General features: G+C 59.6%; 17 protein-coding genes, 1 tRNA gene and 1 pseudogene. 12 read left to right on the top strand and 7 right to left on the bottom strand.

Annotation, left to right across the window (positions count from 1 at the left end; all coding sequences use genetic code 11):
- The first annotated feature begins 230 nt into the window (after positions 1-230).
- The 4 genes from glnA (at position 231) to U5760_RS20330 (ending at position 6791) form a co-directional block, all read left to right on the top strand.
- Positions 231-1646 (top strand): type I glutamate--ammonia ligase, encoded by a 1416-nt coding sequence (gene glnA / locus U5760_RS20345; RefSeq protein WP_322014076.1) that lies wholly within the window; start codon positions 231-233, stop codon positions 1644-1646.
- A 228-nt stretch (positions 1647-1874) separates the two neighbouring features.
- Complete coding sequence (glnL, locus tag U5760_RS20340; protein ID WP_322014075.1) at positions 1875-3017, top strand: nitrogen regulation protein NR(II); 1143 nt, start codon at positions 1875-1877, stop codon at positions 3015-3017.
- A 33-nt stretch (positions 3018-3050) separates the two neighbouring features.
- Positions 3051-4583, top strand: coding sequence for a nitrogen regulation protein NR(I) (gene ntrC, locus U5760_RS20335; protein ID WP_322014074.1), 1533 nt, complete (start codon positions 3051-3053; stop codon positions 4581-4583).
- Positions 4584-4700: 117 nt separating this feature from the next.
- The gene (locus U5760_RS20330) at positions 4701-6791 is read left to right on the top strand and encodes a prolyl oligopeptidase family serine peptidase (protein ID WP_322014073.1); all 2091 of its coding nucleotides are present in this window, start codon (positions 4701-4703) and stop codon (positions 6789-6791) included.
- Between the two features lie 39 nt (positions 6792-6830).
- Here the strand turns inward: U5760_RS20330 and xth are convergent, their stop codons facing one another.
- Positions 6831-7616 (bottom strand): exodeoxyribonuclease III, encoded by a 786-nt coding sequence (xth, locus tag U5760_RS20325; protein ID WP_322014072.1) that lies wholly within the window; start codon positions 7614-7616, stop codon positions 6831-6833.
- A gap of 108 nt (positions 7617-7724) precedes the next feature.
- On the opposite strand from xth, the pseudogene U5760_RS20320 reads away from it, so the two are divergent.
- Positions 7725-7865, top strand: a pseudogene (locus U5760_RS20320) (DUF2274 domain-containing protein); the annotation flags it as partial.
- 3 nt (positions 7866-7868) lie between these two features.
- Here the strand turns inward: U5760_RS20320 and avs3b are convergent.
- Positions 7869-8624, bottom strand: a complete 756-nt coding sequence (gene avs3b / locus U5760_RS20315) for an AVAST type 3 anti-phage proein Avs3b (protein ID WP_322014071.1) — start codon at positions 8622-8624, stop codon at positions 7869-7871.
- Positions 8551-14847, bottom strand: coding sequence for an AVAST type 3 anti-phage nuclease/ATPase Avs3a (avs3a, locus tag U5760_RS20310; protein WP_322014070.1), 6297 nt, complete (start codon positions 14845-14847; stop codon positions 8551-8553). Before avs3a ends, avs3b begins: the two co-directional genes overlap by 74 nt.
- Before the next feature lie 445 nt (positions 14848-15292).
- Here avs3a and U5760_RS20305 point away from each other — a divergent pair, with 445 nt between their 5' ends.
- The 3 genes from U5760_RS20305 to U5760_RS20295 all read left to right on the top strand — a co-directional run bounded on the left by U5760_RS20305 (position 15293) and on the right by U5760_RS20295 (position 18461).
- Entirely contained in the window at positions 15293-15880 is a 588-nt protein-coding gene (locus tag U5760_RS20305; RefSeq protein ID WP_322014069.1) for a restriction endonuclease subunit S, read from the top strand.
- Positions 15873-17351, top strand: coding sequence for a class I SAM-dependent DNA methyltransferase (locus U5760_RS20300; RefSeq protein ID WP_322014068.1), 1479 nt, complete (start codon positions 15873-15875; stop codon positions 17349-17351). The genes U5760_RS20305 and U5760_RS20300 overlap by 8 nt, the downstream gene beginning before the upstream one ends.
- 123 nt (positions 17352-17474) lie before the next feature.
- On the top strand, positions 17475-18461 hold the full coding sequence (locus U5760_RS20295) for an Abi family protein (protein ID WP_322014067.1): 987 nt from the start codon (positions 17475-17477) through the stop codon (positions 18459-18461).
- A 101-nt stretch (positions 18462-18562) separates the two neighbouring features.
- Here U5760_RS20295 and U5760_RS20290 read toward each other — a convergent pair whose 3' ends face one another.
- Positions 18563-19762, bottom strand: coding sequence for a tyrosine-type recombinase/integrase (locus tag U5760_RS20290; protein ID WP_322014066.1), 1200 nt, complete (start codon positions 19760-19762; stop codon positions 18563-18565).
- A gap of 391 nt (positions 19763-20153) precedes the next feature.
- Here U5760_RS20290 and U5760_RS20285 point away from each other — a divergent pair, with 391 nt between their 5' ends.
- Positions 20154-20771, top strand: a complete 618-nt coding sequence (locus tag U5760_RS20285) for a 2-hydroxychromene-2-carboxylate isomerase (protein ID WP_322014065.1) — start codon at positions 20154-20156, stop codon at positions 20769-20771.
- Between the two features lie 60 nt (positions 20772-20831).
- Here U5760_RS20285 and U5760_RS20280 read toward each other — a convergent pair whose 3' ends face one another.
- Positions 20832-21815 (bottom strand): nitronate monooxygenase family protein, encoded by a 984-nt coding sequence (locus tag U5760_RS20280; RefSeq protein WP_322014063.1) that lies wholly within the window; start codon positions 21813-21815, stop codon positions 20832-20834.
- Between the two features lie 233 nt (positions 21816-22048).
- Between U5760_RS20280 and U5760_RS20275 the strand changes: the two genes are divergently transcribed.
- Positions 22049-22579, top strand: a complete 531-nt coding sequence (locus tag U5760_RS20275) for a PadR family transcriptional regulator (RefSeq protein ID WP_322014062.1) — start codon at positions 22049-22051, stop codon at positions 22577-22579.
- Between the two features lie 155 nt (positions 22580-22734).
- Positions 22735-22811 (top strand) — tRNA-Met (locus U5760_RS20270).
- Here the strand turns inward: U5760_RS20270 and U5760_RS20265 are convergent.
- Positions 22790-22960 (bottom strand): hypothetical protein, encoded by a 171-nt coding sequence (locus U5760_RS20265; protein WP_322014131.1) that lies wholly within the window; start codon positions 22958-22960, stop codon positions 22790-22792. The genes U5760_RS20270 and U5760_RS20265 overlap by 22 nt on opposite strands.
- Before the next feature lie 335 nt (positions 22961-23295).
- On the opposite strand from U5760_RS20265, the gene U5760_RS20260 reads away from it, so the two are divergent.
- Positions 23296-23520, top strand: a complete 225-nt coding sequence (locus U5760_RS20260) for a YozE family protein (RefSeq protein WP_322014060.1) — start codon at positions 23296-23298, stop codon at positions 23518-23520.
- Positions 23521-23737: 217 nt separating this feature from the next.
- Here the strand turns inward: U5760_RS20260 and U5760_RS20255 are convergent, their stop codons facing one another.
- Positions 23738-24433 carry an aspartate/glutamate racemase family protein gene (locus U5760_RS20255; RefSeq protein WP_322014129.1) on the bottom strand — a complete coding sequence of 232 codons (696 nt, stop codon included), beginning with the start codon at positions 24431-24433 and terminating at the stop codon, positions 23738-23740.
- Between the last annotated feature and the right edge of the window lie 94 nt (positions 24434-24527).

Below are 24527 nucleotides of genomic sequence, written 5' to 3'. Positions count from 1 at the left end.
GAGCGACAGGTTTTTTCACTGTAACTGCGCGTCGCCAAAAGGAATTGCGCCAGCTTGGCGCATGCATGGCACGGAAGCTGCTTTATACGTCGCGATCGATTCGCAGCCGGCTTGCCGGCGCGGCAGAGGCGGCGGCTGGCGAGGGTGGCCTGCCAGGGGCGGCCGGCGAGGATCAACAGAATTCGGACGGCGACGCTGTTCGCCGAAATCGTTAATCAGGAGAAAAGGTTATGAGTAAATCCGTGGCCGACGTCATGCAACTCGTCAAGGACGAAGACGTCAAGTTTGTCGACTTCCGTTTTACCGATACGCGCGGCAAGGAGCAGCACGTCTCGGTGCCGGTTTCGGCATTCGAAGAAGACAAGTTCGAGAGCGGCCATGCGTTTGACGGTTCGTCGATTGCCGGCTGGAAGGGCATCGAAGCGTCGGACATGCTGCTCGTGCCGGACCCCAACACCGCCTTCATCGACCCGTTCTACGAAGAATCGACGCTCGTGCTGACCTGCGACGTGGTCGAGCCGGCCGACGGCAAGGGCTACGAGCGCGACCCGCGCTCGCTCGCGAAGCGCGCCGAAGCGTACCTGAAGAGCACGGGCCTCGGCGACACGGCCTTCTTCGGTCCGGAACCCGAATTCTTCATTTTCGACTCGGTCCAGTGGAACGTGGACATGTCGGGCTGCTTCGTGAAGATCGGCTCGGAAGAAGCCCCGTGGTCGGCAGGCAAGGAATTCGAAGGCGGCAACACGGGCCACCGTCCGGGCGTGAAGGGCGGCTACTTCCCGGTCGCGCCGGTCGACCAGTTCCAGGACATCCGCTCGGAAATGTGTCTGCTGCTCGAGCAGATCGGCATTCCGGTCGAAGTGCACCACCACGAAGTGGCCGGTCAAGGCCAGAACGAAATCGGCACCAAGTTCGCGACGCTCGTGCAGCGCGCCGACTGGACGCAGCAACTGAAGTACATCGTCCACAACGTCGCGCACACCTACGGCAAGACGGCAACCTTCATGCCGAAGCCGGTCGTGGGCGACAACGGTTCGGGCATGCACGTTCACCAGTCGATCTGGAAGGACGGCCAGAACCTGTTCGCGGGCAACGGCTACGCAGGTCTTTCGGAATTCGCGCTGTTCTACATCGGCGGCATCATCAAGCACGCCCGTGCCCTGAACGCGATCACGAACCCGACGACGAACTCGTACAAGCGTCTCGTGCCGCACTTCGAAGCACCGGTGAAGCTTGCTTACTCGGCACGCAACCGTTCGGCGTCGATCCGTATTCCGCACGTCAGCAATCCTAAGGGTCGCCGTATCGAAACGCGCTTCCCGGATCCGATGGCCAACCCGTACCTGTGCTTCTCGGCACTGATGATGGCGGGTCTCGACGGCGTGCAGAACAAGATCCACCCGGGCGAAGCCGCCGACAAGAACCTGTACGACCTGCCGCCGGAAGAGGATGCAAAGATCCCGACCGTCTGTGCCGGCCTCGACCAGGCGCTCGAAGCGCTCGACAAGGATCGCGAGTTCCTGACGCGCGGCGGTGTGTTCACCGACACCATGATCGACGCGTACCTGGCGCTGAAGGAGTCCGAGCTGCAGCGCGTGCGTATGACCACGCACCCGGTCGAGTTCGAGCTGTACTACTCGCTGTAATTCGCGCAGCCAATCGACGATGGCGCTTCGCTCGCTGCTACACGACGAAGCGCCCGTTCGCCGCGCGACGGTCGCGAGAGTTCAGGAAGGGACGGCGGCGCCGTCCCTTTTTCATTAGGCCGCAGGTCCGGGTCCTGGACAGCGGCGCTTTCGCGGTCGCCGCAGCGTCGGGACCTCGACATCGATAGGGATAGTGCCGGTGCGCCGCGCGCAGCGCCGGACGGTTACATGGTGCTCAAGAACCTGATCAAGGCCAGGAAGGGCCACGCGGAACCGCTCTCGGACGACGCGCCACTCGCCGGCTCCGGCTTGTTGCCCGGCTTCGAGGCGCTGCCGACCGTGGTGCTCGTGCTCGACAAGCGCACGCTGCGGGTGGCGTTCGCCAACCCGTCTGCCGAGGCCATGCTCGACCTCTCGCGCCGGCAGCTCGCGCAGATGGCGTGGTCCGATCTCTTTTCCAATGCCGACGAACTCGTCGCGACGATCGCCTCGATCGCCGAACACCGCTTTCACGCCACGCGGCTCGACGCGTCGCTCGAACGTCCGGGCCGCGAGCCGCTGCACGTGCACGCGATCGTCGGTTTTCTCGAGAGCGCGCCCGACTACGTGCTGCTCGAGTTGTTCGAAAACGAGCGGCACATACGCAGCGACCGCGAGGAGCGCATTCACGACCTCACGGCCGTCAACAAGCATTTGATCCGCAACCTCGCGCACGAGATCAAGAATCCGCTCGGTGGCATTCGCGGCGCGGCGCAGCTGCTCGAATTCGAGCTCGGCGCGCTGCAACGCGACGAGCTGCGCGAGTACACGCAGGTGGTCATCAAGGAGTCGGACCGGCTGCAGACACTCGTCGATCGTCTGCTCGAGCCGCACCGGCATCCACATATCGTCGGCGACGTGAACATCCACGAGGTGTGCGAGCGCGTGCGCGCCGTGATCCTCGCGGAGTTCCCGCGCGGCCTCACGATCGAGCGCGACTACGACGTGAGCGTGCCCGATCTGCGCGGCGACAAGGAGCAGCTGATCCAGGCACTGCTCAACATCGTGCGCAATGCCGCGCAGGCGCTGCGCGAACGCATCTCGCAGGGCGATGCGCGCATCGAGTTGCGCACGCGCGTTGCCCGCAAGATCACGATTTCAAAACGTTTGTGCAAGCTGGCACTGGACTTGCATATCACCGACAACGGGCCCGGCATTCCCGAGGACATCCGCGACCGCATCTTCTATCCGCTCGTCTCGGGGCGCGAGGACGGCAGCGGTCTCGGACTCACGCTCGCGCAGACCTTCGTGCAGCAGCACGATGGCCTGATCGAAGTGGAAAGCCGGCCAGGACACACCGAGTTTCAGATTCTCCTGCCGCTCGATTCCTGATTGCGCACGCCAACAAGACTTCTGACCGACCTTATGAAGCCGATCTGGATAGTAGACGACGACCAATCGATACGCTGGGTGCTCGAAAAAGCCCTTGCGCGCGAGAATTTCACGACCCGCAGCTTCTCGAACGTGCGCGAGGCCGCGAGTGCGCTCGACCACGACAGCCCGCAGGTGCTGGTATCCGATATCCGGATGCCGGGCGGCTCGGGCCTGGAGCTGTTGCAAACCGTGCGCGACCGCGTGCCGGGACTGCCGGTCATCATCATGACCGCGTTCTCGGACCTCGACAGCGCAGTGGCCGCGTTCCAGGGCGGCGCGTTCGAATACCTCGCCAAGCCCTTCGACGTGGACAAGGCGGTCGAGCTGATCCGCCGCGCCGTGGACGAGAGCGTGCGCGGCGAGCATCCATGGGACGACCGTCCGGCCGAAGCACCCGAGATGCTCGGCCAGGCACCCGCCATGCAGGACATGTTCCGCGCGATCGGGCGCCTCTCGCATTCGGCCGCGACGGTGCTGATCACGGGCGAGTCGGGCACCGGAAAGGAGCTCGTCGCACGCGCGCTGCACCGTCATAGCCCACGCGCGAACGGACCGTTCATTGCGCTCAATACCGCGGCCATTCCGAAAGATCTTCTGGAATCCGAACTGTTTGGCCACGAGCGCGGTGCGTTCACGGGCGCGCAGGCCATGCGCCAGGGCCGCTTCGAGCAGGCCGAGAACGGCACGCTTTTTCTCGACGAAATCGGCGACATGCCGTTCGATCTGCAGACGCGGCTCTTGCGCGTGCTCTCCGATGGGCAGTTCTACCGCGTGGGCGGCCACAATCCGCTGCGGGCGAACGTGCGCGTGATCGCCGCGACGCACCAGAACCTCGAAACGCGCGTGCGCCAGGGCCTGTTTCGAGAGGACTTGTATCACCGCCTCAACGTGATTCGCTTGCGCTTGCCGGCGCTGCGCGAGCGCAGCGAGGACATTCCGCTTCTTACGCGCCACTTCCTGCAAAAGAGCGCGCGCGAACTGGGCGTGGAGCCCAAGCGCGTCTCCGATGAGGCGCTTGCGTATCTCTCCTCGCTGCCGTTTGCCGGCAACGTGCGCCAGCTCGAAAATCTCGCGAACTGGCTGACCGTGATGGCGCCCGCGCAGACCATCGAGATCAAGGATCTGCCGCCGGATCTCGTGCCGGCGCAGGGGGCGCCGGTCGAAGGCGGCGTCGCGGTGGGGGCGGACGGCGCCGGCGCGGTGGCGTTGGGCGGCGCGGCACTGGGCGTAGCCGGCGCGAACGGCGGCGTACCGGGCGTGCTGCCGGCCGCGGGCGGCTTCGGCGCGGCCGTGAGCGTTGCGGCGGCCATAGCCGTGTGGGAAACCGGCTTGCGTACCGAAGTGGCACGCCTGTTGCGTGAGAACAGCGCCGACGTCATGGACGAGCTTTCGCGCCGCTTCGAAGCCGCCGTGATCCGCGAGGCGCTGGACTTCACGCGCGGCCGCAAGGTGGAGGCGGCGGAGCGGTTGGGCATTGGCCGCAACACCATCACGCGCAAGATTCAGGAACTGAATCTGGAGTAACTGCGCTGGAGCAATCCGCTGCGTCGGGCGTTCGATTCGCGCCCGATGCGGCGGTAGTGCATCGCATGCGCGCGGTGCAAGGCATAATCGACGCTGGTTTCCCGCACACCATCGATCATGCCTGTCACTTCCCCCTGGCCCGCCGAGGCCGATCCCTTTCTCTCTCTCGAATCGCTCGACGACCCCGCTGCCACCGCATGGGTTGAGGCGCAGAACGCGCGCACACGTGCCGCATGGCAGGGCGGCGCGCGTTTCGAGGCGCTCAGAAAACGTCTTTCCGAAGCCTATCTGCCGCGCGAACGGCCCGTGATCCCGAGCCGCTGGCAAGCATGGGCCTACGATCTCTGGGAGGACGAAAGCAATCCCAAGGGCCTTTGGCGCCGTGCCCTCTGGGCCGACTGGCGCGCCGGCAAGCCGCAATGGCAGACGCTGATCGACTTCGACGCACTCGGCAAGGCTGAGGGTGTGGCGTGGGTCTGCGCGGGCCTGGACATCCTTTATCCCGATGGCGACCGCGCGCTGATCCAGCTCTCGGACGGCGGCGCGGACGCGGTGACGGTGCGCGAGTTCGACCTCGAGCGGCGCGTCTTCGTGGAAAGCGCGGACGGCGGCTTCGTCATCCCGAAGGAAGGCAAGCACACCATCTCGTGGATCGACCGCGACACGGTTTATGTGGGCTGGGACAACGGCCGCAAGTCGCTCACGCGCTCGGGCTACCCGCGCGAGGTGCGCCGCTGGACCCGCGGCACGCGCCTCGCCGATGCACCCGTGGTGTTTCGCGGCGAGTTCGGCGATATCAGCGTCGAAGCCGACTACGACCCGATCGAGAAGCGCCATGACGTCGTGCGCAGCATCGACTTCTTCGACGCGTACAACTACCGGCTCGACGCGCAGGGGGCATGGCAGCGGTACGAGGTGCCGGAGCATGTCGCGGTCGGTGCATGGCAGGGCTGGCTGTTGCTGGAGCCGCGCCTCGACTGGGCGTGCGGGGGCGTCACGCATCCGGGCGGTGCGCTGCTGGCGATCCGCGAGGACGCCTTCCTGGCCGGCGAGCGCACCATGACGGCGCTCTTTACGCCGACCCCCGTGACTTCGGCATGCGACTGGACCAACACGAAACAGTATCTCGTGGTGTCGTGGCTCGACGATGTGCAAAGCCGCACGATGCTGTGGCAGCCGCAATGCGAAGACGGCGCGTGGGCCTGGCACGCGCGCGCGTTTCCGGCACATGCGGCTTCGCAGGTGGAGGTGTCGCCGATTGAAGATACGCTGAACGACGAAGTCTTCGTCGATGTGGACGACTATCTGCAGCCGCCCGAATACTGGCTCACCGACCTCGCGAACCGCGATCTCGAGGATTGGGAACTGCTCGATCGCTGGCCCACGCAGTTCGATGCGGCACCGCTCACGGTGGTACGTTCGCACGCACTTTCGGCCGACGGCACGCGCGTGCCCTTCACGATGATCGGGCCGCGCGCGGCGCTAGAAGGAAGCGCGCGCAAGCCGGCGCCCTGCCTGCTGACCGCCTATGGCGGGTTTGCGATTCCGCTGATGCCGCAATATCTCGTGGGCGATGGCATCGGCTGGCTCGAGCAGGGCGGGATCGTTGCGGTCGCACACATCCGCGGCGGCGGCGAGTACGGCAGCGCCTGGCATGTGCAGGCGCAGACCGAGCATCGGCAACGCTCGTTCGACGACTTCATCGCCGTCGCACAACAGCTTGCCGCCGACGGCTATACGCGCGCTGCGCAACTCGGCATCAAGGGCGGCAGCAATGGCGGCCTGCTGGTCGCCGCCTGCATGGTGCAGCGGCCCGAACTGTTCGGCGCGGTCGTGAGCGAAGTGCCGCTGCTGGACATGCAGCGCTACCCGCTATTGCATGCGGGCGCGTCATGGCTCGACGAATACGGCGACCCCGAAGATCCTGCCGAGGCGCGAGCGCTGGCGGCTTATTCGCCGTATCACCGCGTGCGGGCCGGTGTGCCGTATCCGCCGTCGCTCTTCACGACTTCGACGAGCGACGACCGCGTGCATCCGGGCCACGCGCGCAAGATGGTGGCGCGCATGCAGGAACAGGGCCACACGAACGTCTGGTATCTGGAGAGCACCGAAGGCGGCCATGGCCCCGGCAGCGATGCGCTGGAGCGCGCCGATTACGACGCGCTCGTGTTCCGCTTCTTGTGGACCACACTGGCGGGAACGTGGTGATGGCGGCGCGGCCGCGCTGCTTGTGTCTGCTTGTGTCTTTTAAGCGCTGATATCGAGTTCGGCCACGACGGGCGTGTGATCCGAGGGCTGCTCCCATTTGCGCGGCGTCTTGTCCACTTCGCACGACTTGAGGAGCGGCGCAAGGGCGGGTGAGAGCAGGATATGGTCGATGCGCAGCCCTGCGTTGCGGCGGAACGCGAACATGCGGTAGTCCCACCAGGTGAAGGTCTTTTCGGGCTGCTCGTACTGGCGGAACGCGTCGACGAAACCCAGTTCGACGAGTCGCGCGAACTGGGTGCGCTCTTCGGGCGAGACGAGATTCTGGCCTTCCCAGGCTTTCGGATCGTGCACGTCGCGGTCTTCGGGGGCGATGTTGTAATCGCCGAGCAGCGCGAGCTTCGGATAGCGCTTCATTTCGTCGGCCAGCCAGTCGTGCAGCGCATCGAGCCATTGCAGTTTGTACGCAAACTTCTCGGTGCCGGGCGCCTGGCCGTTGGGGAAGTACGCGCTCACCACGCGCGTATCGCCGATCGTCGTGGCGATCACGCGCTGCTGCGGGTCCTCGAATGCCGGGATGTTGCGCACGACCGTGGCTTCGTCCACGAAGAGGCCATCGCGCACGAGGATGCCCACGCCGTTATAGGTCTTCTGGCCGGCGAACCAGCTGCGATAGCCGTGCGCTTCGAGTTCGGCGCGCGGGAATTTGTCGTCGGTGAGCTTTAGTTCCTGGAGACACAGCACGTCGGTCTGGCTGGCGGTGAGCCAGTCCATGACGTGTTGCAGGCGGACTTTGAGGGAATTCACGTTCCAGGTGGCAATCTTCATGAAATGTCCCGAGTGTTGATGCATAAGCGATGCGGTATTTTACTTGGCAGGTGATATACGGATCGATATTTCGATTCTACGAGCGATACCGGCCGGATTACCGTATAGCTACACGCGCAGACCTACGGCGAAGTGGTCGACGTAACGGCGTTGGTCCCATACATGCTGGAAGCTTTCATGGCTGCCGATCGTGGCTTCCGGCGAGCGAAAGCGCCATTGCGATGGAAGTCGTCCAACGGAAGCGGGTGACGTCTAATTATCCGACCTGCTCTCTCCCGCAGATGGCAGCGCCTGAAGGCGTTCGTCAAGCGTGATGACTAGCGATTCGGCCATCTCTAGGAATCCGTGCAATCGTTGGATTCTGTCCTTAAGAAGCGAACGCATTGCTTCGTTAGGGTCCGGCTTCTTCATCATGTCGGCGGTTGACGAGATAACACGGATGACGATTTCAGGAGCACCGTTGGCGTCAATTTCCGTTGCCAGTTTTACCCATTCTTTTGATTTGTCCAGCGCCGCCTCGGCGGCCTCAGCAAGGCAGTAGCCGATAAGAATTCTAGCTGAATGGTCTAGCCCATCTACCAAGGCTAACCATCGAGCTTGCTCCGACGTTTCTGCAGCATCACCCTTCGGAGGGCGGGCTGCACGAAAGTAGCGAGGTGTATCGTTCTCTGGGTCGAGACTTTCGATAGCCCGCATTACCGGCTCCAGTGCTTGGAACGGACGACGTCCATCCGGCAATTCAGAACGATGCTTCCACAGTGCCAAAATCGCGGCGGAGCACTCGCGTTCCACCACAATCTTTTCATCCCCGGTAGCTTTCTCAGCCTTCGTTACAAGATCGGCAATGTAGTGGGCCATCCAACGTCCGAGCGTATCAACGGACTGTTCCAGTCCTAACTCCTCAACGAGTTTTCGACCAAGCGCCAATACGCTGTCAGATGGTCCGCAATTTTCCATCTTTTCCGAGAAGGTAGAGCTTGGCAATTGTTTTGATTCGCTCGTCGTCATTCTTTTCACCGATTTCATATGGTTGATAGCGGCGCCGCCGCTCGATTTGCACCTCAATAATGAGGTCGCGATTTAGTCCATCCAGCATGGCTGCGACGAAAGATGCCGACACTTGAAGGCGGCTGCCGCTATTGGGATTACTACTTTCATGGCGATTCGCTTCGTCGTAATAGCCCCAGATTTGGCTTTCTATGACACACGTTTCGTTTTGATCTGTCCAAAATCGAAGATCCGAGTCCGTTTCAATCCGCATCTGTTCGGCGATGAATGGTGCGGGACGCGGTGGTGGGAAGGAAACGCCCCCAGCCCAGCGGTCGTATTCATCTAGCCGCCTTCCATCACTGTGGTCCAGCACCCAGCCCTTAAGCTCAAAGCCGTCCTCATCGATTTCCATGTCACTGTCGGCACTCGGTATCGCGTAATCATGCACATCTTTGGTCGTGGCGAGAGCGCGCAGCAGAGCTTCCGATTTAGCCGGTGTAACGAGTGCACTGTAGATACGCGTTGATTGCTCCCGGCGCGTATCCGCCTCGGTCCAATGTCCCCACAAATTTAGCCTATCGCCGTTTCTAAGCGCCTCCTCAAAGTCACCTTCCGTCACGTGTCGTCGGTCCGGATGGTCATTTTCGCGGTATAGCCACGTACTCCGCGAATCTGGTTCAGGGTCACGCCGATCCCAAAGCCAGCGGCCGTCGCGGCGAGTGAGATCATGGCCAAATAGCCAGTCAGCAAACCCATCATCCTCGTCGTAGGTTGGGTCGCGGTGCGTGGATGTCGTAGCCAATAGCCGCCCTGCGACAATCATCATCGCGTGGTAGGCGTGATAAAACTGAAGATTGTCGGCCCTGGGAGATGAGCCGTGGGAATGGTGAGTGTGCTGCTCTTCGTAGAGGTTGCGGCGAGCCCGTTCATCGTCGTCCCAGCGACCCTTCGCACCATAGGAAAAAACCTCCCGTATGACCTTCAGTGCTTCGGCCTCAATGTCGTCTTGGGACAGGGCAAACACCCGACCGAGCGGAGCGTACCAATAGGGGCCGATGTCGATGCCAAAATAAAAGCTGTCTCCATCGGTGCCCGCGTGCCTGTTGCGCTTGCGAGAAGCACGGCGTTCATAGGTGTCGGACTCGACAACAGGCAGTGGCGATACGTTGACATTTTTTAGACGATCGGAAAGCCCGTCCTCGTCGACTAGACATCCGTTTGCCGCAAGCTGGAGGGCGGCGCGCGAGGCCAATGCACGGATCAATACATGAGGTTGGTCCGTTAGGGCCCAATCGACAAGCTGACCGGAATAGGGGGCCACTGCGGATGGTGTTTCCAATGAGGCTCTTGCCAGACCGATAAGCAGCCATTGGAGCGCATGAAGTGCGTAAAACGGCAATCTTACGTCCACAAATGGACCGCCGTCTCCAGCCGTAGCTATCTTGATCAATCGATCAACTACACTCTGACGTCCGAGACGACACAACTCGACGACGGCGTGTGAGGCTTCCCATCGCAGCACCGCTTCCGGCGCTTCCGGCGAAGCCAATGCGGACCATATATAGCCTGCAATCGCTTCCCGAATATCGTCGGGCGGTAATAAAGTATCGCGCCACGGTCCATCACCGTCCTTGTCTTCCAGCGCCGAGTTGAAAAGCTCGAGCCCATATATCAAAGCGGCTAACGCTTCATCGTGCGATAGCTTGATCGCGAGAAGTCCGACAAGAGAAAAGAGTCGACCCGTCTCGATGAGATCGGGTGTTTCGCCGGTAGAGGCCAGCACGACGTCGACGATCTCAGCTTGGCTTATGCCCGATATTGAGCATGCGAGCTCGAAAGGAAACAGTTCGTAATAGCGGCTTTTCCTGATCTCCATGTAATAGCGGCGGCAAATCTCCTTCAGGGCTCTAGCGAGTGCCCGAGAGACGGCTGGTCGCACTTTCCAGTTTTCCGGCACTCGCTCCAAAAAACGTCTAAAGCTGTAAAGGTCGAACTCCGGAGCTCCTACAACGGTTTCAATGAAACTGGCTTCCGCTCCCAAAGGTACCCGATGCATGGCCTCCATGAAGAAGCTCTCATGATTCCACGGTGGGTCAGTCCGCTTAAACATCAGGTAAGCTTGAGACAGACCGCCCGCCGTTGTGACGTCCACTTCTGCAAAGATATGTTCCCACGGGATTGGCTCGCTTTCACTCGCGGCAGACAGCGGCGTTTCGTAGCGGCTTCTCTCTTTTTTGCTTGCAGCCTCCTTTCGCTCAGACGACGCAATCGCGTCAGCCAGCCCTGGCAGGGCGACATTGTGCTTTGCTGCGATTCGCTGAAGATTTTTCAGGCCTGACGAAGCAAAGACAGAGAACTGTGCATAGCGATACAAAATACGGCTCGCCAAAGCTCTTGCTTCCGAGTTATCGGATTTGGCCAGTACTGCATCAAGAAGCTTGTCGTGGTCCCACTGTGCTTGGAATCCAATCAATGGAAGTGCATCCCGAGGGTCGACGCTGTTTTGTTCAATCAGTTTTTCAATAGCGACCGGCAACAGCCTGTCGCGCCAACCAAACTGCCGGTCTCGCCATCGGCTCAAAATGGTGATGGCCGAGGCGGGGCACAGTCCACAAATGGCGCTCACCGTGCTGTTCCAGGCAAAATGCTTATCTCGTACGACGTAGTCGTAGGTCAGCTCTGCGCATCGTGCGAACTGGTAAGCGACCTTGGGTACAGGGCGATCGACACGCGAAGCGCGATCGGCGAGGTCAAGAATGGCATCCCACCGCGCAAGATTTTCATCGCCGATCTTTCCCGCGACCTCCATGGCCTCATTGAAATACGCGTGTGCATCTGCTTTGCTCGTCGTAAATATGGCACGGGCAAGCTCAAGATACTCCTTCGATTTACTTTCCGCATCGGATCGTTCGTTTTTCGTGAGTGTGTAGGATTCCACGGCATAGATCAGCGCAGAAGCTTTTGTCTCATCCAGTTGTGCGCACAATCTGCAAAGTGCATTGAGCGTTGGAGTGGACAAGGGCTGCTTGAGCTCTCCCTTCCAATGGTTGAATGATGCCAAGGCCGCTTCATCCGTGATTCCGGCATGGTGCAGAATATCCATTCGAAGTAGGGCGATTTCATTCGAGGTGCTAGGTTCTTCTCGGTATCTGTCTAGCTCGGCTTTCGTGGAGGTCTTATGCGCCTTCTCGATTTCATTTGAAACGTCCTCCTTTTCGACCTGTCCGAGCAGGCACGATGCCCAAAGCTTATGCCATGGGAGTAGGGCGCCGATATCCTCCCGGAATTCTCGAAGATCGCGAGACGTTGTATGCTCATTTTTCTTTTCGATCTCCTTTTTAAGCTCGGAGTTAGCGATGTCGATCAACTCGATTGACTTTTGTTCGAGAGAAGCTTGAAGACAATAGGCTCGGAGCAGGGGGAAGCGAGCCTTAGAGAACCGTGACGCAAGCCCTCGTGGTGGTTCTGCCGGTAGGTACTGAGCGAGCATCACGGCTGCGTCGCCATGCGTGCATAAATTCTTTTTCAATGCGGCTTCGACAAGAGCCGTTACTGCGTCGAGTGTGGCCTCACTGTTATCCCAACCGCTGCGATTGCCAAGATCGACCCGAATCTTCGAAAGTTTACGAAGCGCATGTTGCGTCGCTTCATCTGGAGGCGTCTTATTTACCGCCCGCAATTCGGTAGCGATGGCAAGCGCTAAGCAAAGATTTTTTCTCGCTGCGAGCGCGATGTCGTCGATAGCTGACCAACGTCCGTGATCAATAAGGCGTCGAACCACAATGCGTCCAACTCGATACGAAACTTCGCGTGGTTTCCAGCGCCCTATGCTCTCTACAGCATCTATTGCACCATGAATATTCAAGTGCGAAAGCGTAAGCTCAACCACATCCTGATCCGATATCTTCTCTTTCTCGCGTTCGTCAGTCGTCAAACTGGACCAGTTCTGCAGCCACTCGTGAGCCATACGTAATCGGCTTCGTGCCTCTCCCAACAACTCCTTTCGACCGGAAAGAAGCGCTGCCTCATATGCATGATGAGAGCCAATCCATCCAGAACCAAAAGTGCGACGGGACACGATTTCCTGAATGAGATCAAGTTCAAGAAAATCTGATGCGAGGTCGGTATTCTCTTGGAGCAACTTTCGTTGTCGATCATCACCTGCTGTCTCACCGCCGGCTTTCAATGCGAGCTTCGTAGCTTCGAGGTAGCGCTGCGATCGGAGGCCCGCTTTCAACGCAAATTGTAAACGTTGCAGTTCGACGTCGCGTCTTTCAAGCGCGTTCCCTTCCGGGAGTGCAGCCGAAGACAGCGCTAGATCTACGAGTTCGGAAAATTGACCTGCTTCCAGCATCAGTTGAGGCAACATGGAAGCAACGTAAGCACTTTTGTTTGCCAGAGGTTTCAGGCTGACGATGAAGCCCGCCAATCCCTGCGCAGTGGGTTTGAATTTATCCCGGAACCACGTTTCGGCGGGCTCGTCTAGGAACTGGATAGTCTCGCCAGTCACAAGGAGGGGGCGCCCAATATCGTAAGCAAAGCTCCTGATTGCTTCCTGCTCGACTCCTGACATCGCCGAGAGAATAGGTATCGGAATCAATGGTCGTAGTGCTGCCATACCCGCACAGATCTTTTCCACTCGCTCTTTTTCAATCGAACCTGAGACATCTTTGAGCCTCGCAATAGCGTTATCCAACAGGTTCGCAATTGTGTCTTCTACGCTCGTGGGATTGGGTCCGAGCAGTCGCAACACTTCTTGCAGCGGCAACTTCTGCGATAAAGCCAGCGCCTGCACGCGTGGATTGTGCGAGCTTAGTAGATGAAATTCATCGACGTCGTGCTCGCTTGCGTCGGGGAACTTTTTGCGCAAGAAAGTCGCCGTCTCACTACGACTAAACGGGCGCAGCTCGATTGATATTGCCGCGATGGGTGGATCAAGAAGATATTGACGATGTGTGCGGCACAGAAAGACGAGACGGACACCTTCAGGGATGCTTGCGCGAATGAGGTCGCGTGCGAATGAACGCGCCTCGCCTATCTCCTCGGCAGCCATCTGCGCATTGTCTGCCGCATCCACAACTACACATAAGAGTGCGTTTGGCTCAGATGAGCGCAGGATTTGCACCGCTTGAGTCAAACGGTAAACAAACGCGCGGACATATGCCGATGTATCGGCATGAATCGTCGGGATTAAAGGGTGGCAGATTCCTTTTGTGGCCAATTCGTTTGCAATCTGAACGAGTGCATCCTTATGCCTGTGACGATAGCCAGTCGCACCTCGGTACTGTCCGTTACCAAAGCAGTCGTAGAGAATGCAGGCTGAACCATCGGGAAGACCCTTGCCAATCTGTGTCGCGAAGACCGATTTGCCAACCCCACCGGAAGCATGGACGATGACAGGGCTCGTCGCGCCGATGATTTGATTGATAATTTCGATTTCCTGTTCGCGCGCAACTGCATCAGTAATATCGCCTACAAGGCAGTTGGTGGGGAACAGCCGACTTTCATCGGTCTTCAACGCCCGCAATACATCGATCTTGGTTATCGTAGGATTCTGTTCACCTTCGGAAAGGGCCCGTCGGGTAACAAGTTCTTTCAGTTGCGTTGGCGCATCAACGTCCGCATCGGGCAAATAGCCACTGACTTCCTGAAACAGGACGTTGCGTTGGTCCCAGTACCCACCTTGACGATCTTCGAAGCGGAGTAGTTTGCAGAATGCTGCTAGTTTGCCGCCCGCCAGCTCAGTGAATCTCTCCAGCTTCGTCAGTTCATCTGGATGACGCGGGGTTGCTTCTGCTGCAGCATCAGCGACAGCCTCGACAACGTTCGAATTGATTGGTCTATTCGTGACAAACCAAAATTCCAGTTTTTTCGCCAGCTCGGCTTGAGCGTAAGCGTTTTGCAATTGGGCAAACCGCTTCGCGAAGCCCTTAATGGTTTTTTCCAGCCCGCTTGCGGTCCATGGATCGTTAGCATGCAAGGTCGAGTGTTTAAGCTGCATATAACGCACCAGCTGCGCTTGGTCGATATCTTCGCTGCCAAAATACTCCGCGATGTCAATCAGCTCTTCACCCGCTTCGATCTGTTCGGCTCCTGATTGTTCATTTGGCGACGGACCTTCGATACTCATGGCGACGAGACCGCCATCTGCAGTGAGTAGCTTCAAACAACGTCTAGAAGCCCAAAGGTAATGAAACTGATCTCCGTCGCGGCTGGGGCGAACCAAATTTGTGTTCGACATAAAGTTCTTAGTGCGATTAACGATATATCTGTGTTCAGTCTCTCACAGTGCTTCTGCGCTATCCCCTTGAGTTACGCGTGCTGCCGAACAAGCGGGGCGAGTCGCTTGGTGAAGACTATATTGCGATTTCCGGTATCCCGTCGTTTGTCAGAAGCTAGAGTAGCTCGGCCACGCATTGCCTCTGTCTGCGCTCACGACCGAATCAAAGATCGCGCGCTGCTTCGCGCAGGGAAGCGCGACGAAGGATGTGGCAAGGCCCTCTCGGTTTCCGGGCCTGTGCGCCGACCATGCCTGATCGTCGAGATCAACAAAAGACGATCGTGTCGTACTCAAGCCCGTTACTTTTGTGGACATTGGCGTGAGACTGCGGATAATTCTACTGCTTGCCCGCCGATGCGGGCGTGGTACACTGGTTGCATATTTACAGTAGAATCATCCGCAGAAAATGAATCCCCCGCTCGGCACCATTGCCAAAGTCCACACCGCCGTCGTTTTTCGCGACCAGGCCCCGAAGGAGGGGCCTGACGGTAACGTGCGCGCACTGGCCATCCGAGACCTGGTGGCTGGCAAACCCCTGCGCTGGCACGAACTGCCGTGGCTGCATGTGCAAGAGCGGCATCTCGCGCACTGCCTTCAGCGCGGCGACATCGTGATCCCGTCGAGGGGAGACTACTACAGTGCTTGGCTCTTCGAAGGTGCCGACGATCCGGTCTTCCCCTTGGGGCAGCTCAACGTGATCCGCCCGACCTCCCAACTGGACGCGCGCTACCTGGTCTGGCATCTGAACGAGCCGTCGACGCAACAGCAGATTTCTCTGCTGTTGACCGGCACCACTATCAAGGCGCTGACCAAAGCTGCGCTTCTTTCGCTGGAAGTTGAAGTTCCGCCCATGCCGAAGCAGCGCCAGATTGCCGAACTCGATCAGACGACACAGGAGATTGTGGCCATTCGACATCGCCTGAACGAGATCGACCGGGCCGAGATCGCCCATGTGACGAGACAAGTACTGCGCAGTGGGGCCACACATGCTTGACCCCGCTCGACAAGATGCCATTCGGTCTGCCGTTCTTCAGGCCTGCGACGCATTCCGCGGAATTTGCAGGCCGATGGACTACCGAGACCTCGTCTTGGCAATGCTGATGGTAAGGTTCCTATCTGACGTTGCGTCAGCCCACGGCAGTCAGGCCGCCGTAGTCTCTAGCGACGCCTCTTACTGGGTGCCGGACGAATTCCGCTTCGGTTGCCTCGCCGCTGCCCGCAACAGCGCTGACCCTGACTTGGGGGAACGCATCGATTCGGCCCTTGCTGCCATCGAGCGAGCCAACTCTGGCCTGCGCGACGTCTTCCGGGGCATCAGCTTCAACTCGACCGTGCTTGGCAACGTTGAACAGAAGGAGCGTGTGCTCGGCCGTCTGTTGGATGCGATCGGCGTCAGCGCTTTGAATTTTGGCGAGAGTGGCGGTCTGGCGAATGAGGGCGTCGCCTTTACGTGTGACTTCCTGATCAGGCATACCGCAGAAGTCGGGGGTAGATGGGGCGGCGAGTTCTACACTCCGCCCGAGTTGTCTCAACTGCTGGCACGTTTGATGGCACCCTCGGGCGGCGAGGCGATCGGTGACCCCTGTTGCGGAACAGGTTCACTGCTGATCGCGTGCAGTCAGTTCGCTAGGGCGGGGTCGGGGCAGGGTGGGTGTTCCCTCTTTGGTCAGGAGAAGAGCGGCTCGACTTGGGCGCTGGCCAAGATGAACATGGTTCTTCATGGTGAGACTCATCATCAGCTTGAGTGGGGTGATACCCTCCGTGCTCCCAAGCTGCTCGACGCTTCTGGCGGATTAAGGCGTTTCGATGTCGCCGTTTCCAGCCCCCCGTTCTCGCTCCACGACTGGGGGCACGAGATGGCGGAGAGAGACATCTATCAGCGCTACCGGCGCGGCGTTCCTCCGAGAATGGTCGGCGACTACGCATTCATAAGCCACATGGTCGAGACGCTCGCGCCTGAGACGGGCCGCATGGCAGCGGTCGTGACCTTGGGTGTGCTCTTTCGTACTGGGGCAGAGCGGCAGATCCGAGAGCAACTAGTCCACGAGAACCTGATCGATGCAGTAATCGCTTTGCCAACCAAGATGTTCGCCCATACGGCTATCCCGGTCGCAATTCTTGTGCTGCGCAAGAAGAAGGCTGACGACGGCGTGATATTCATCGATGCCAGCGACACCTATCAGCATGGCAAAACGCAGAACGTGCTGCGTGAATCCGATCTGAGCATGATCGTGGACATCTACCGTCAGCGGCAAGACGTTGAACGGTATGCTCGCCTCGTGGACCCAGCCGAGATCGCGGCGAACGACTTCAACCTCAGCGTGGCTCGGTATGTGGCGGCTGCGGCAGATGAGGAGGCGGTTGACCTCGACGCCTTGCGCGCCGAGCGTGTTCAACTCAAGTCCGAACTGGCACGGCTGGAAGCCAAGCTGTCAGCGTTGCTGAAGGAGGCTGGTCGTGCGTAGCACAAAGGAAAACGGCCGCTTACGCGGCCGCCCCCTCTTTTGCGTCTTGGGATCCAGCGTCCGTCCGAAGAGGGAGCTACTGAACCATGTTACCCAAGCGCTTACAAGAAAAGTATAACACGTATGCTGAAACTGATCACGGGCAATCCTGCGGGGAATTTGGCACACATCCAAGCGCTTTCGCATGCGCGACTGAGCAACTACCGAAGCTTTTTCGGTGCAACTGATGACGGCGAGGTGCTGGGACTCTACCACTGGAACGACGAGCTGAGCGCTGTACTCTTTCGCACGATCTCTCTGGTGGAGGTGGTGCTTCGGAATCAGTTCCATCATGCCATGAGCCAGCGCTATGGTGCAGTGGGCGGCCAAGGCTCCAAGGACTGGTACGCTCACGTTGCCCTGAGTAGCCTGTCGAAGGCTAAGATCATGGACATCACGCACTACAAGCGGGGATATCAGTTGCTGCCGCGCGTGCCTGCCCCCTCTCCCGATGATGTGGTGTCTGGTCTGACATTCGGGTTCTGGCCGCGCCTTCTTGACCTCACGGTCGATATTCACCAACAATCCGTGGCGTGGGGTCCCATCCTCGTGGACGTTCTTCCCGGACATCGGCAGCGACAGGCAAGCTACTGGGCCAAACTGAAACACCGAGATGCCCTCTTTGCTAGGCTCGATTTGTGTAATGAGCTGCGAAATCGCATCGCTCACCACGAGCCCATCTGGAAATTGGGGCCACTGATGGTTGAGAGTCGTTCCCGCCACGGCTCGCCGGTGGCGATCCACGCGCCGGCACCCGTGACGCCCGCGGATGCGCTGGACCGGTTACGTACGCTATACGACCGTGTTACTGAACTCTTGGGCTGGTTGTCTCCGGCCGTGGCGGCTAAGTACATGGTCAGCGACATGCATCTGCGCTGCCTGAACCTGCTGCAAATCGGCACGCTGCGCGATTTTCGTCGCGCATTGCCGCCGGCCGAAATTAATCTCGCGACAGTATCCAACCTGAGATCCCTGCGAAAGGCACTCCGGTACGCGGCGCGCCATAAGCAGCCAGTGCTTATTAAGGATGGGCATCGCTTGATCGGCCATCTGTCCTGCAACACATTGTGAGCATCAAATCTGATGCCGCATATGCAGTCAGGTCAGCTGTAACCCGCATTCACGCTGGTGGTTAAGGCACTGCGGTTTGCAAATCCCAGTCCATCATGGACTTACGAGGGCGCTCGCGCTAAGTTGTCTATTAGATCCGCCCAACGTTGCAGCAACTCTCGACGCTCATCTAACAACTGCGCGCGATTGTACGTGCGACTTACCGTAGAACCGATGCTGTGCGCCAAACATAGTTCGATGACGTCGTTTGGCTCAAGAGCTTCGTGCCAATAGGTACTGAACATCGCCCGAAAGCCATGCGGTTTTGCTTCTTCCGCGAATCCCATGCGGTCCATCACGTTGTTGACGCTTCGGCCTGCCATTGGGCGTAGAGGATCGCGTTTGTTCGGAAACATGATGTCCCTGCCAGATATGGAGCGTAGCTCGCGTAGAAGCGCAACGGACTGCCGCGACAGCGGCACGACATGTTCCTTTCCACCCTTCATGCGTTGAGGTGGAATGCGCCACTCTGCTGCATCAAAATCGATTTCCGCCCACCGACCGCCGAGTACTTCGCTTTTGCGTGCGGCATTCAAAATGATAAGCCGAATTGCGATTTTTCCCTGCAACTCGGCGGAATCGGCCTCTAGTGCGCGCAGGAAGTCACCCAGGCGCTCAAGCTTTAATGCTGCGTGGCTGACCTTGGGTCCTCGGCCGATCAATTTCAACGGGACGATGTTGGCGGCAACAATCCCGTGGTCGGCAGCGTGCTCCCATATCGCACTCAAATAGTTGCGTAGGTTGTGAGCGACTTCGGGTGTGCGGGAAGACACGTCTTTTAGCAATTCCGCCAAATCGAACCGCGTGACGTCTGCCATCAGACGGTCGCCCAGTTTCGGCATCAGATGTCTGGCTATCTCTCGCTCGCGTTGATTGATGGATGCCGGGCGCAACGCCCCGTCAGTACGTGCACGCCAAGCTTCGCACACAGCCCGGAACGAGCCGATCTGGCGTTTTAACTCAGCGATTTTTCGTTCGGCTTCTTGGCGCCTTCGATCCTCGGTCGGATGTATGCCGAGCGCCACCAGCTTGCGGCTATCTTGATGCTTGCGTCGCGCGTCGGACAGCCCAACATCCGGATACTGTCCAAGCGACACCAAAACGGGCTTGCCCAGCACCGTGGCGCGGTATTGCCACAGACGTGTGCCGTTGGGTTTGACGAGCAGATGAAGTCCACCACCGTCTGTCAGCGTGTAGTTGCGCTCGTGCGGTTTTGCGTTCCGGCAGGTGGCGTCCGACAGCTTGGTTGAGTGAGCATGCATGGCCGTATATCGGACTATGGATATACGGAAGGATATACATTTTTCTTCCGGATCACCTGAATCATCTTCGGATCGCTACGGAAGAAAACCCCTGTAAACACGAGGCCTTCAGCCATTTCTACGGATGCTACCGGACCCCATCGGACAACAATTACGTTATCAGGTGGCGATTTTCATAAGCGGCTCGATCGGCTGAGAGCGGTAAAACGGGATGCAGGGATGCGCGCCGGGGTTTCCGGGCGCGCGCGACGCGTCATTATGTACCGCTTCAGCTGGCAGACGGGAGATAACGTTCGAGGCGGCAACGCGCCGGGTCGGCCTCGATTGTCGCGTGAACGCTGCGCCGGTATATTGGCCGATATGGCAGAACACGATTCATGGCGGAGGCACGATGAGCGACACGAAAGTGCAGTTTCTGTTCGATTTTGGCAGTCCTAATGCTTACCTGAGTCACAAAGTGATCGGGCAAATCGAGGCGCGGCAGGATGTGCGCTTCGAGTATGTGCCGGTTTTGCTGGGCGGCCTCTTCAAGCTGAGCGGCAACCGCTCGCCGGCGGAAGCGTTCGCGGGCATCGAGAACAAACAGAAGTACATGATGCTGGAGATGCGCCGCTTCATCGCGCGGCACGGACTGAGCACTTATCGCCACAATCCCCACTTTCCCGTGAACACGCTGCAACTCATGCGCGGTGCGATCGCGGCGCAACGCAACGGGACCTTCGAGCGTTACGTCGATCGCATGTTTGCGCACATGTGGGAAGACGGCCTCAAGATGGACGACCCGGCGGTGCTGCGCGCAACGCTCGAAGCCGACGGCTTCGACGGTGCGGCATTCGAGGCCGCTATCGGCGACCCGGAGGTGAAGGGCGCACTGCTGACGAACACCCATGCCGCGTTCGAACGCGGCGCGTTTGGCTCGCCGACGTTCTTCGTCGGCGACGAGATGTTCTTCGGCAAGGACCAGTTGCGCGACGTCGAAGAGGAGATCGCGCGCATGAAGGCGCGCTAGCGGCAAGTAAAAAGCCGATGCCCCCGTGAGAGGCATCGGCTTCGTGCGGTGGCGCGCGGCTTAGGCTTCGGCCGTTTCCGCCGTCGCGGCGGTGACGCCGAGCCGCGCGCGGGCGGCTTCGTATTCGCGCTTCAGGCGCGCGATCAATTCGGCCGCCGGCAGGATACTCTTCACCGCGCCGATCCCCTGGCCCGAGCCCCAGATGTCTTTCCACGCCTTCGCGTGCGACGATCCGAAGTTCATCTTCGAAGGATCGGACACGGGCAGCGCATCCGGATCGAGGCCGCTTGCCACGATGCTCTGACGCAGATAGTTGCCGTGCACGCCGGTGAAGAGATTCGAATACACGATGTCGCCAGCGTTGCCCTCGACGATCATCTGCTTGTACGCATCGACCGCGTTGGCCTCGTTCGTCGCGATGAACGCCGAGCCGACATAGGCGAGATCGGCGCCCGCGGCCTGTGCGGCCAGAATCGCATTGCCGTTGCCGATTGCGCCCGAAAGCAGCAAGGGGCCGTCGAACCACTCGCGGATCTCATGGATCAGCGCGAACGGCGAGAGCGTGCCGGCATGACCGCCCGCACCGGCGGCGACTGCGATGAGGCCGTCGGCACCTTTCTCGATCGCCTTCTTCGCGAACGTGTTGTTGATGATGTCGTGCAGCACGATGCCGCCCCAGCCATGCACGGCCCGGTTCACTTCCTCGCGCGCACCGAGCGACGTGATCACGATCGGCACCTTGTATTGCGCGCAGACGCCGAGATCGTGCTCGAGGCGGTCGTTCGACTTGTGCACGATCTGGTTCACGGCGAACGGAGCGGCCGGATTGTCGGGATGCTTCGCGTTGTGTTCGGCCAGTTCGGTGGTGATGCGGTCCAGCCATTCGCCGAGCACGTGCTCGGGCCGGGCGTTGAGCGCGGGGAAGGAACCGACCACGCCCGCCTTGCACTGCGCGATGACGAGATCGGGGTTCGAAATGATGAAGAGCGGCGAGCCTACGACGGGAATCGAGAGGCCGCGGCGCAGCACGGCGGGCAGGGACATCCAAATCTCCTGGAAGGGGACGGCGGCCGCGGTTTGAGGGCGGCCGCCGTCGTGATCTTCGTTGCATCCATATGGCACCGAATTGGCACCGAATCCGGGGCGCGCAAGGCGCCGGGCGGTTCGACAGGACTAAACATAGCAAAGCCGAGGACACTATGCAACTGGTTGCATAGTGTCCTCGCTCGGGAGGATTAAGGGTCGGCATGGTGAGGGCGGTGGTTTAGAATCGCCGCATGTCCACGCCCCACGCCATCCTGATTGCCTTGCTGGAGAAGCCTTCGAGCGGCTACGACCTCGCGCGGCGCTTCGATCGTGCGATCGGCTACTTCTGGCAGGCCACGCATCAGCAGATCTACCGGGAACTCGGCCGCATGGTCGAGGCAGGGTGGGTCGCGGTGATCGAGGACGAGGCGGCGGCCGCGTCGCGCAGGAAGGTGTATTGCGTGCTGCCGGTGGGGCGCGAGGAGGTGAGCCGCTGGGTGCGCGAGACCCCGCTCGGGCCCGACGACCGCAATGTGTTCCTGCTCAAGCTGCGCGCCGATGCGGTGATTGGACCGCTTGGGCTGGGCGAAGAATTGCTGCGGCTGATCGACGAGAACCGGGTGCGGCTTGAAACCTATCGGCAGATCGAGGCGCGGGACTTCGGTGCGCCGTCGCTCGCGCGCGCCCAGCAGGTGCAGTATGCGATTCTCAAGGCGGGGATACAGTCGCAGGAGATATGGCTGGAATGGGCTGAGGATGTGAGGCCGCTGCTGGGAGTGTAGGAGATGGATTTGGTTGGGACTCCGGATTAACTCGGGGGCGTTGGCGATCGATGCTGCCGTGCTTCGTTCGTGCTCGATCCCGGATTTCGTGGTGCCATTGAGAAAAGTGTTTGACGTAACGGCTGCAAGGCCCTATAATTCTTTTCTCTGACGGACGCGGGGTGGAGCAGTCTGGCAGCTCGTCGGGCTCATAACCCGAAGGTCGTAGGTTCAAATCCTACCCCCGCAACCAGGCAAATCAAGGCTTACACGGTATCGACGTGTAGGCCTTTTTTGCTTTCTGGCGTCCATTTTGCCTTGGGTGTAGCCGGCACGCAGTAATCTCTCCACTTCCTCGATTTCGCGGTCCAGCACGGTTTCGGCCAGCAGCTTCTTCTTCATCTGCGAGTTTTCGCTCTCAAGGTCTTTCAACCGTCGCGCATCCGACACCTCCAAAGAATTCAGTTCAAAGTTTCCATCGCGATCCTGTTCGTTGTCGTCGGGGCGTGTGGCGGGCTGCCGCAGTCAAGATCGGATTAATCCGATGTGCCTGACGGCTATACGCCCCTATCCTGATTTACGAGTCGAGATCGAGTGAACGAAGGGAAGGTTAGGGGCGGCAACTACTGATCGATACCATATTCATATCGATGAATATATATATCGGATTCCTTATTTTATTGGAGTCTCGTGGTGTGAATCTACTACGTGCTGGATACTTTTAATGGAGCAAAGTAATGATCAAATCATTCCAGGAGTGGATCAAAACTCAAACTGAACGCAACGATACCGTGGGTCGTTTGGCGCGCGATGTGAGCGCAGATGAGCGAGCCCCCGGCGGACCGTGGAAGGCAAACTGGCTCGATTATCTTGTGCTACGCAATGCCGGCCTTGGTGCGATGGCTGCGTTTGAAGCGGCTTGGGACGAATATGCCGTCTTGTTTCTGGATAAGTACCGTTAATCCACAGCCATGGAATCGACTGCGTGATGTCTGGTGTGCTCTTCTTCGCGGTCATCCCTGTGTTGTTCGGCGGCATGGCCGCTATCCCTGCGCTGTTCTGGAGTTGTATGCAGTGGCGGCTCAGTTCAATAAGAGTGAAGGGGCGTGTGTCGATTCCCGGCGCACAACCATCCCGGATATTTTCGCAATTCTGCGCGTGAACGACTTGTGTGTCTGCTTAGTCTTCAACCGCCCAATCCACCGCCGCCTGTGCATGTAGCGCGGTAGTATCGAATACCGGCAAAGCCGAATCGCCGGCGCCGATCAACAGAGTAATCTCCGTGCACCCCAGAATGACCGCTTGCGCACCGCGCACCTTGAGGTCTTCGATCACGCGTTGATAGACACACCGCGATTCGTCCTTGACGACGCCGTGGCACAGCTCGTCGTAAATGATGCGATGCACGTCCTCGCGTCCGCTTTCATCGGGCACGATAGCTTCGATACCGTGCCGCTCGCGCAGTCGCCCCACATAAAAATCCTGCTCCATCGTATAGCGCGTGCCAAGCAACCCGGCGCGTGTTACGCCCGCGGCCTTGAGCGCCGCACCCGTGGGATCGGCGATATGCAGAAAGGGCACCGCGATCGCCGCCTCGATCGAAGCGCAAACGCGATGCATCGTGTTCGTCGCCAGCAGAACCATCTGCGCGCCACCGCGTTCGAGCTGCGCGGCAGCTTCGGCCATCTGCACGCCCAGTCCATCCCAGTCGCCCGCCCGCTGCATCGCCTCGATGCCCGCGAAGTCCACGGTCACCATGAGGCTGCGCGCATTGTGATGTCCGCCTAAGCGCGCTTTGGCGTAGCGGTTCAGCAGCCGGTAGTACTCCGCGGACGACTCCCAGCTCATGCCGCCTATCACGCCTATCGTCTTCATGGTTTTCGCTCTTTTCGCTGGATCAGTAGCCAGGTTGAGCGCACGAGTATAGGCCGCCGTGCGCCCGCGTACAGATACGGTGTAGTCCCGCAAT

Origin of the sequence: Paraburkholderia sp. J12, from assembly GCF_905220215.1 — a bacterium.
Taxonomy (GTDB): Bacteria; Pseudomonadota; Gammaproteobacteria; order Burkholderiales; family Burkholderiaceae; genus Paraburkholderia.
This window is presented reverse-complemented; position numbering and strand designations above follow the sequence as displayed.

What these genes read in the sequence shown, in the direction of transcription:
- glnL (WP_322014075.1), top strand. Translation starts at nt 1,875, where the DNA reads ATGGTGCTCAAGAACCTGATCAAGGCCAGGAAGGGCCACGCGGAACCG.
- U5760_RS20330 (WP_322014073.1), top strand. Translation starts at nt 4,701, where the DNA reads ATGCCTGTCACTTCCCCCTGGCCCGCCGAGGCCGATCCCTTTCTCTCT.
- U5760_RS20300 (WP_322014068.1), top strand. Translation starts at nt 15,873, where the DNA reads ATGCTTGACCCCGCTCGACAAGATGCCATTCGGTCTGCCGTTCTTCAG.
- ntrC (WP_322014074.1), top strand. Translation starts at nt 3,051, where the DNA reads ATGAAGCCGATCTGGATAGTAGACGACGACCAATCGATACGCTGGGTG.
- U5760_RS20275 (WP_322014062.1), top strand. Translation starts at nt 22,049, where the DNA reads ATGTCCACGCCCCACGCCATCCTGATTGCCTTGCTGGAGAAGCCTTCG.
- U5760_RS20255 (WP_322014129.1), bottom strand. Translation starts at nt 24,433, where the DNA reads ATGAAGACGATAGGCGTGATAGGCGGCATGAGCTGGGAGTCGTCCGCG.
- U5760_RS20305 (WP_322014069.1), top strand. Translation starts at nt 15,293, where the DNA reads ATGAATCCCCCGCTCGGCACCATTGCCAAAGTCCACACCGCCGTCGTT.
- glnA (WP_322014076.1), top strand. Translation starts at nt 231, where the DNA reads ATGAGTAAATCCGTGGCCGACGTCATGCAACTCGTCAAGGACGAAGAC.
- avs3a (WP_322014070.1), bottom strand. Translation starts at nt 14,847, where the DNA reads ATGTCGAACACAAATTTGGTTCGCCCCAGCCGCGACGGAGATCAGTTT.
- U5760_RS20285 (WP_322014065.1), top strand. Translation starts at nt 20,154, where the DNA reads ATGAGCGACACGAAAGTGCAGTTTCTGTTCGATTTTGGCAGTCCTAAT.
- xth (WP_322014072.1), bottom strand. Translation starts at nt 7,616, where the DNA reads ATGAAGATTGCCACCTGGAACGTGAATTCCCTCAAAGTCCGCCTGCAA.
- avs3b (WP_322014071.1), bottom strand. Translation starts at nt 8,624, where the DNA reads ATGACGACGAGCGAATCAAAACAATTGCCAAGCTCTACCTTCTCGGAA.
- U5760_RS20295 (WP_322014067.1), top strand. Translation starts at nt 17,475, where the DNA reads ATGCTGAAACTGATCACGGGCAATCCTGCGGGGAATTTGGCACACATC.
- U5760_RS20260 (WP_322014060.1), top strand. Translation starts at nt 23,296, where the DNA reads ATGATCAAATCATTCCAGGAGTGGATCAAAACTCAAACTGAACGCAAC.
- U5760_RS20290 (WP_322014066.1), bottom strand. Translation starts at nt 19,762, where the DNA reads ATGCATGCTCACTCAACCAAGCTGTCGGACGCCACCTGCCGGAACGCA.
- U5760_RS20265 (WP_322014131.1), bottom strand. Translation starts at nt 22,960, where the DNA reads ATGAAGAAGAAGCTGCTGGCCGAAACCGTGCTGGACCGCGAAATCGAG.
- U5760_RS20280 (WP_322014063.1), bottom strand. Translation starts at nt 21,815, where the DNA reads ATGTCCCTGCCCGCCGTGCTGCGCCGCGGCCTCTCGATTCCCGTCGTA.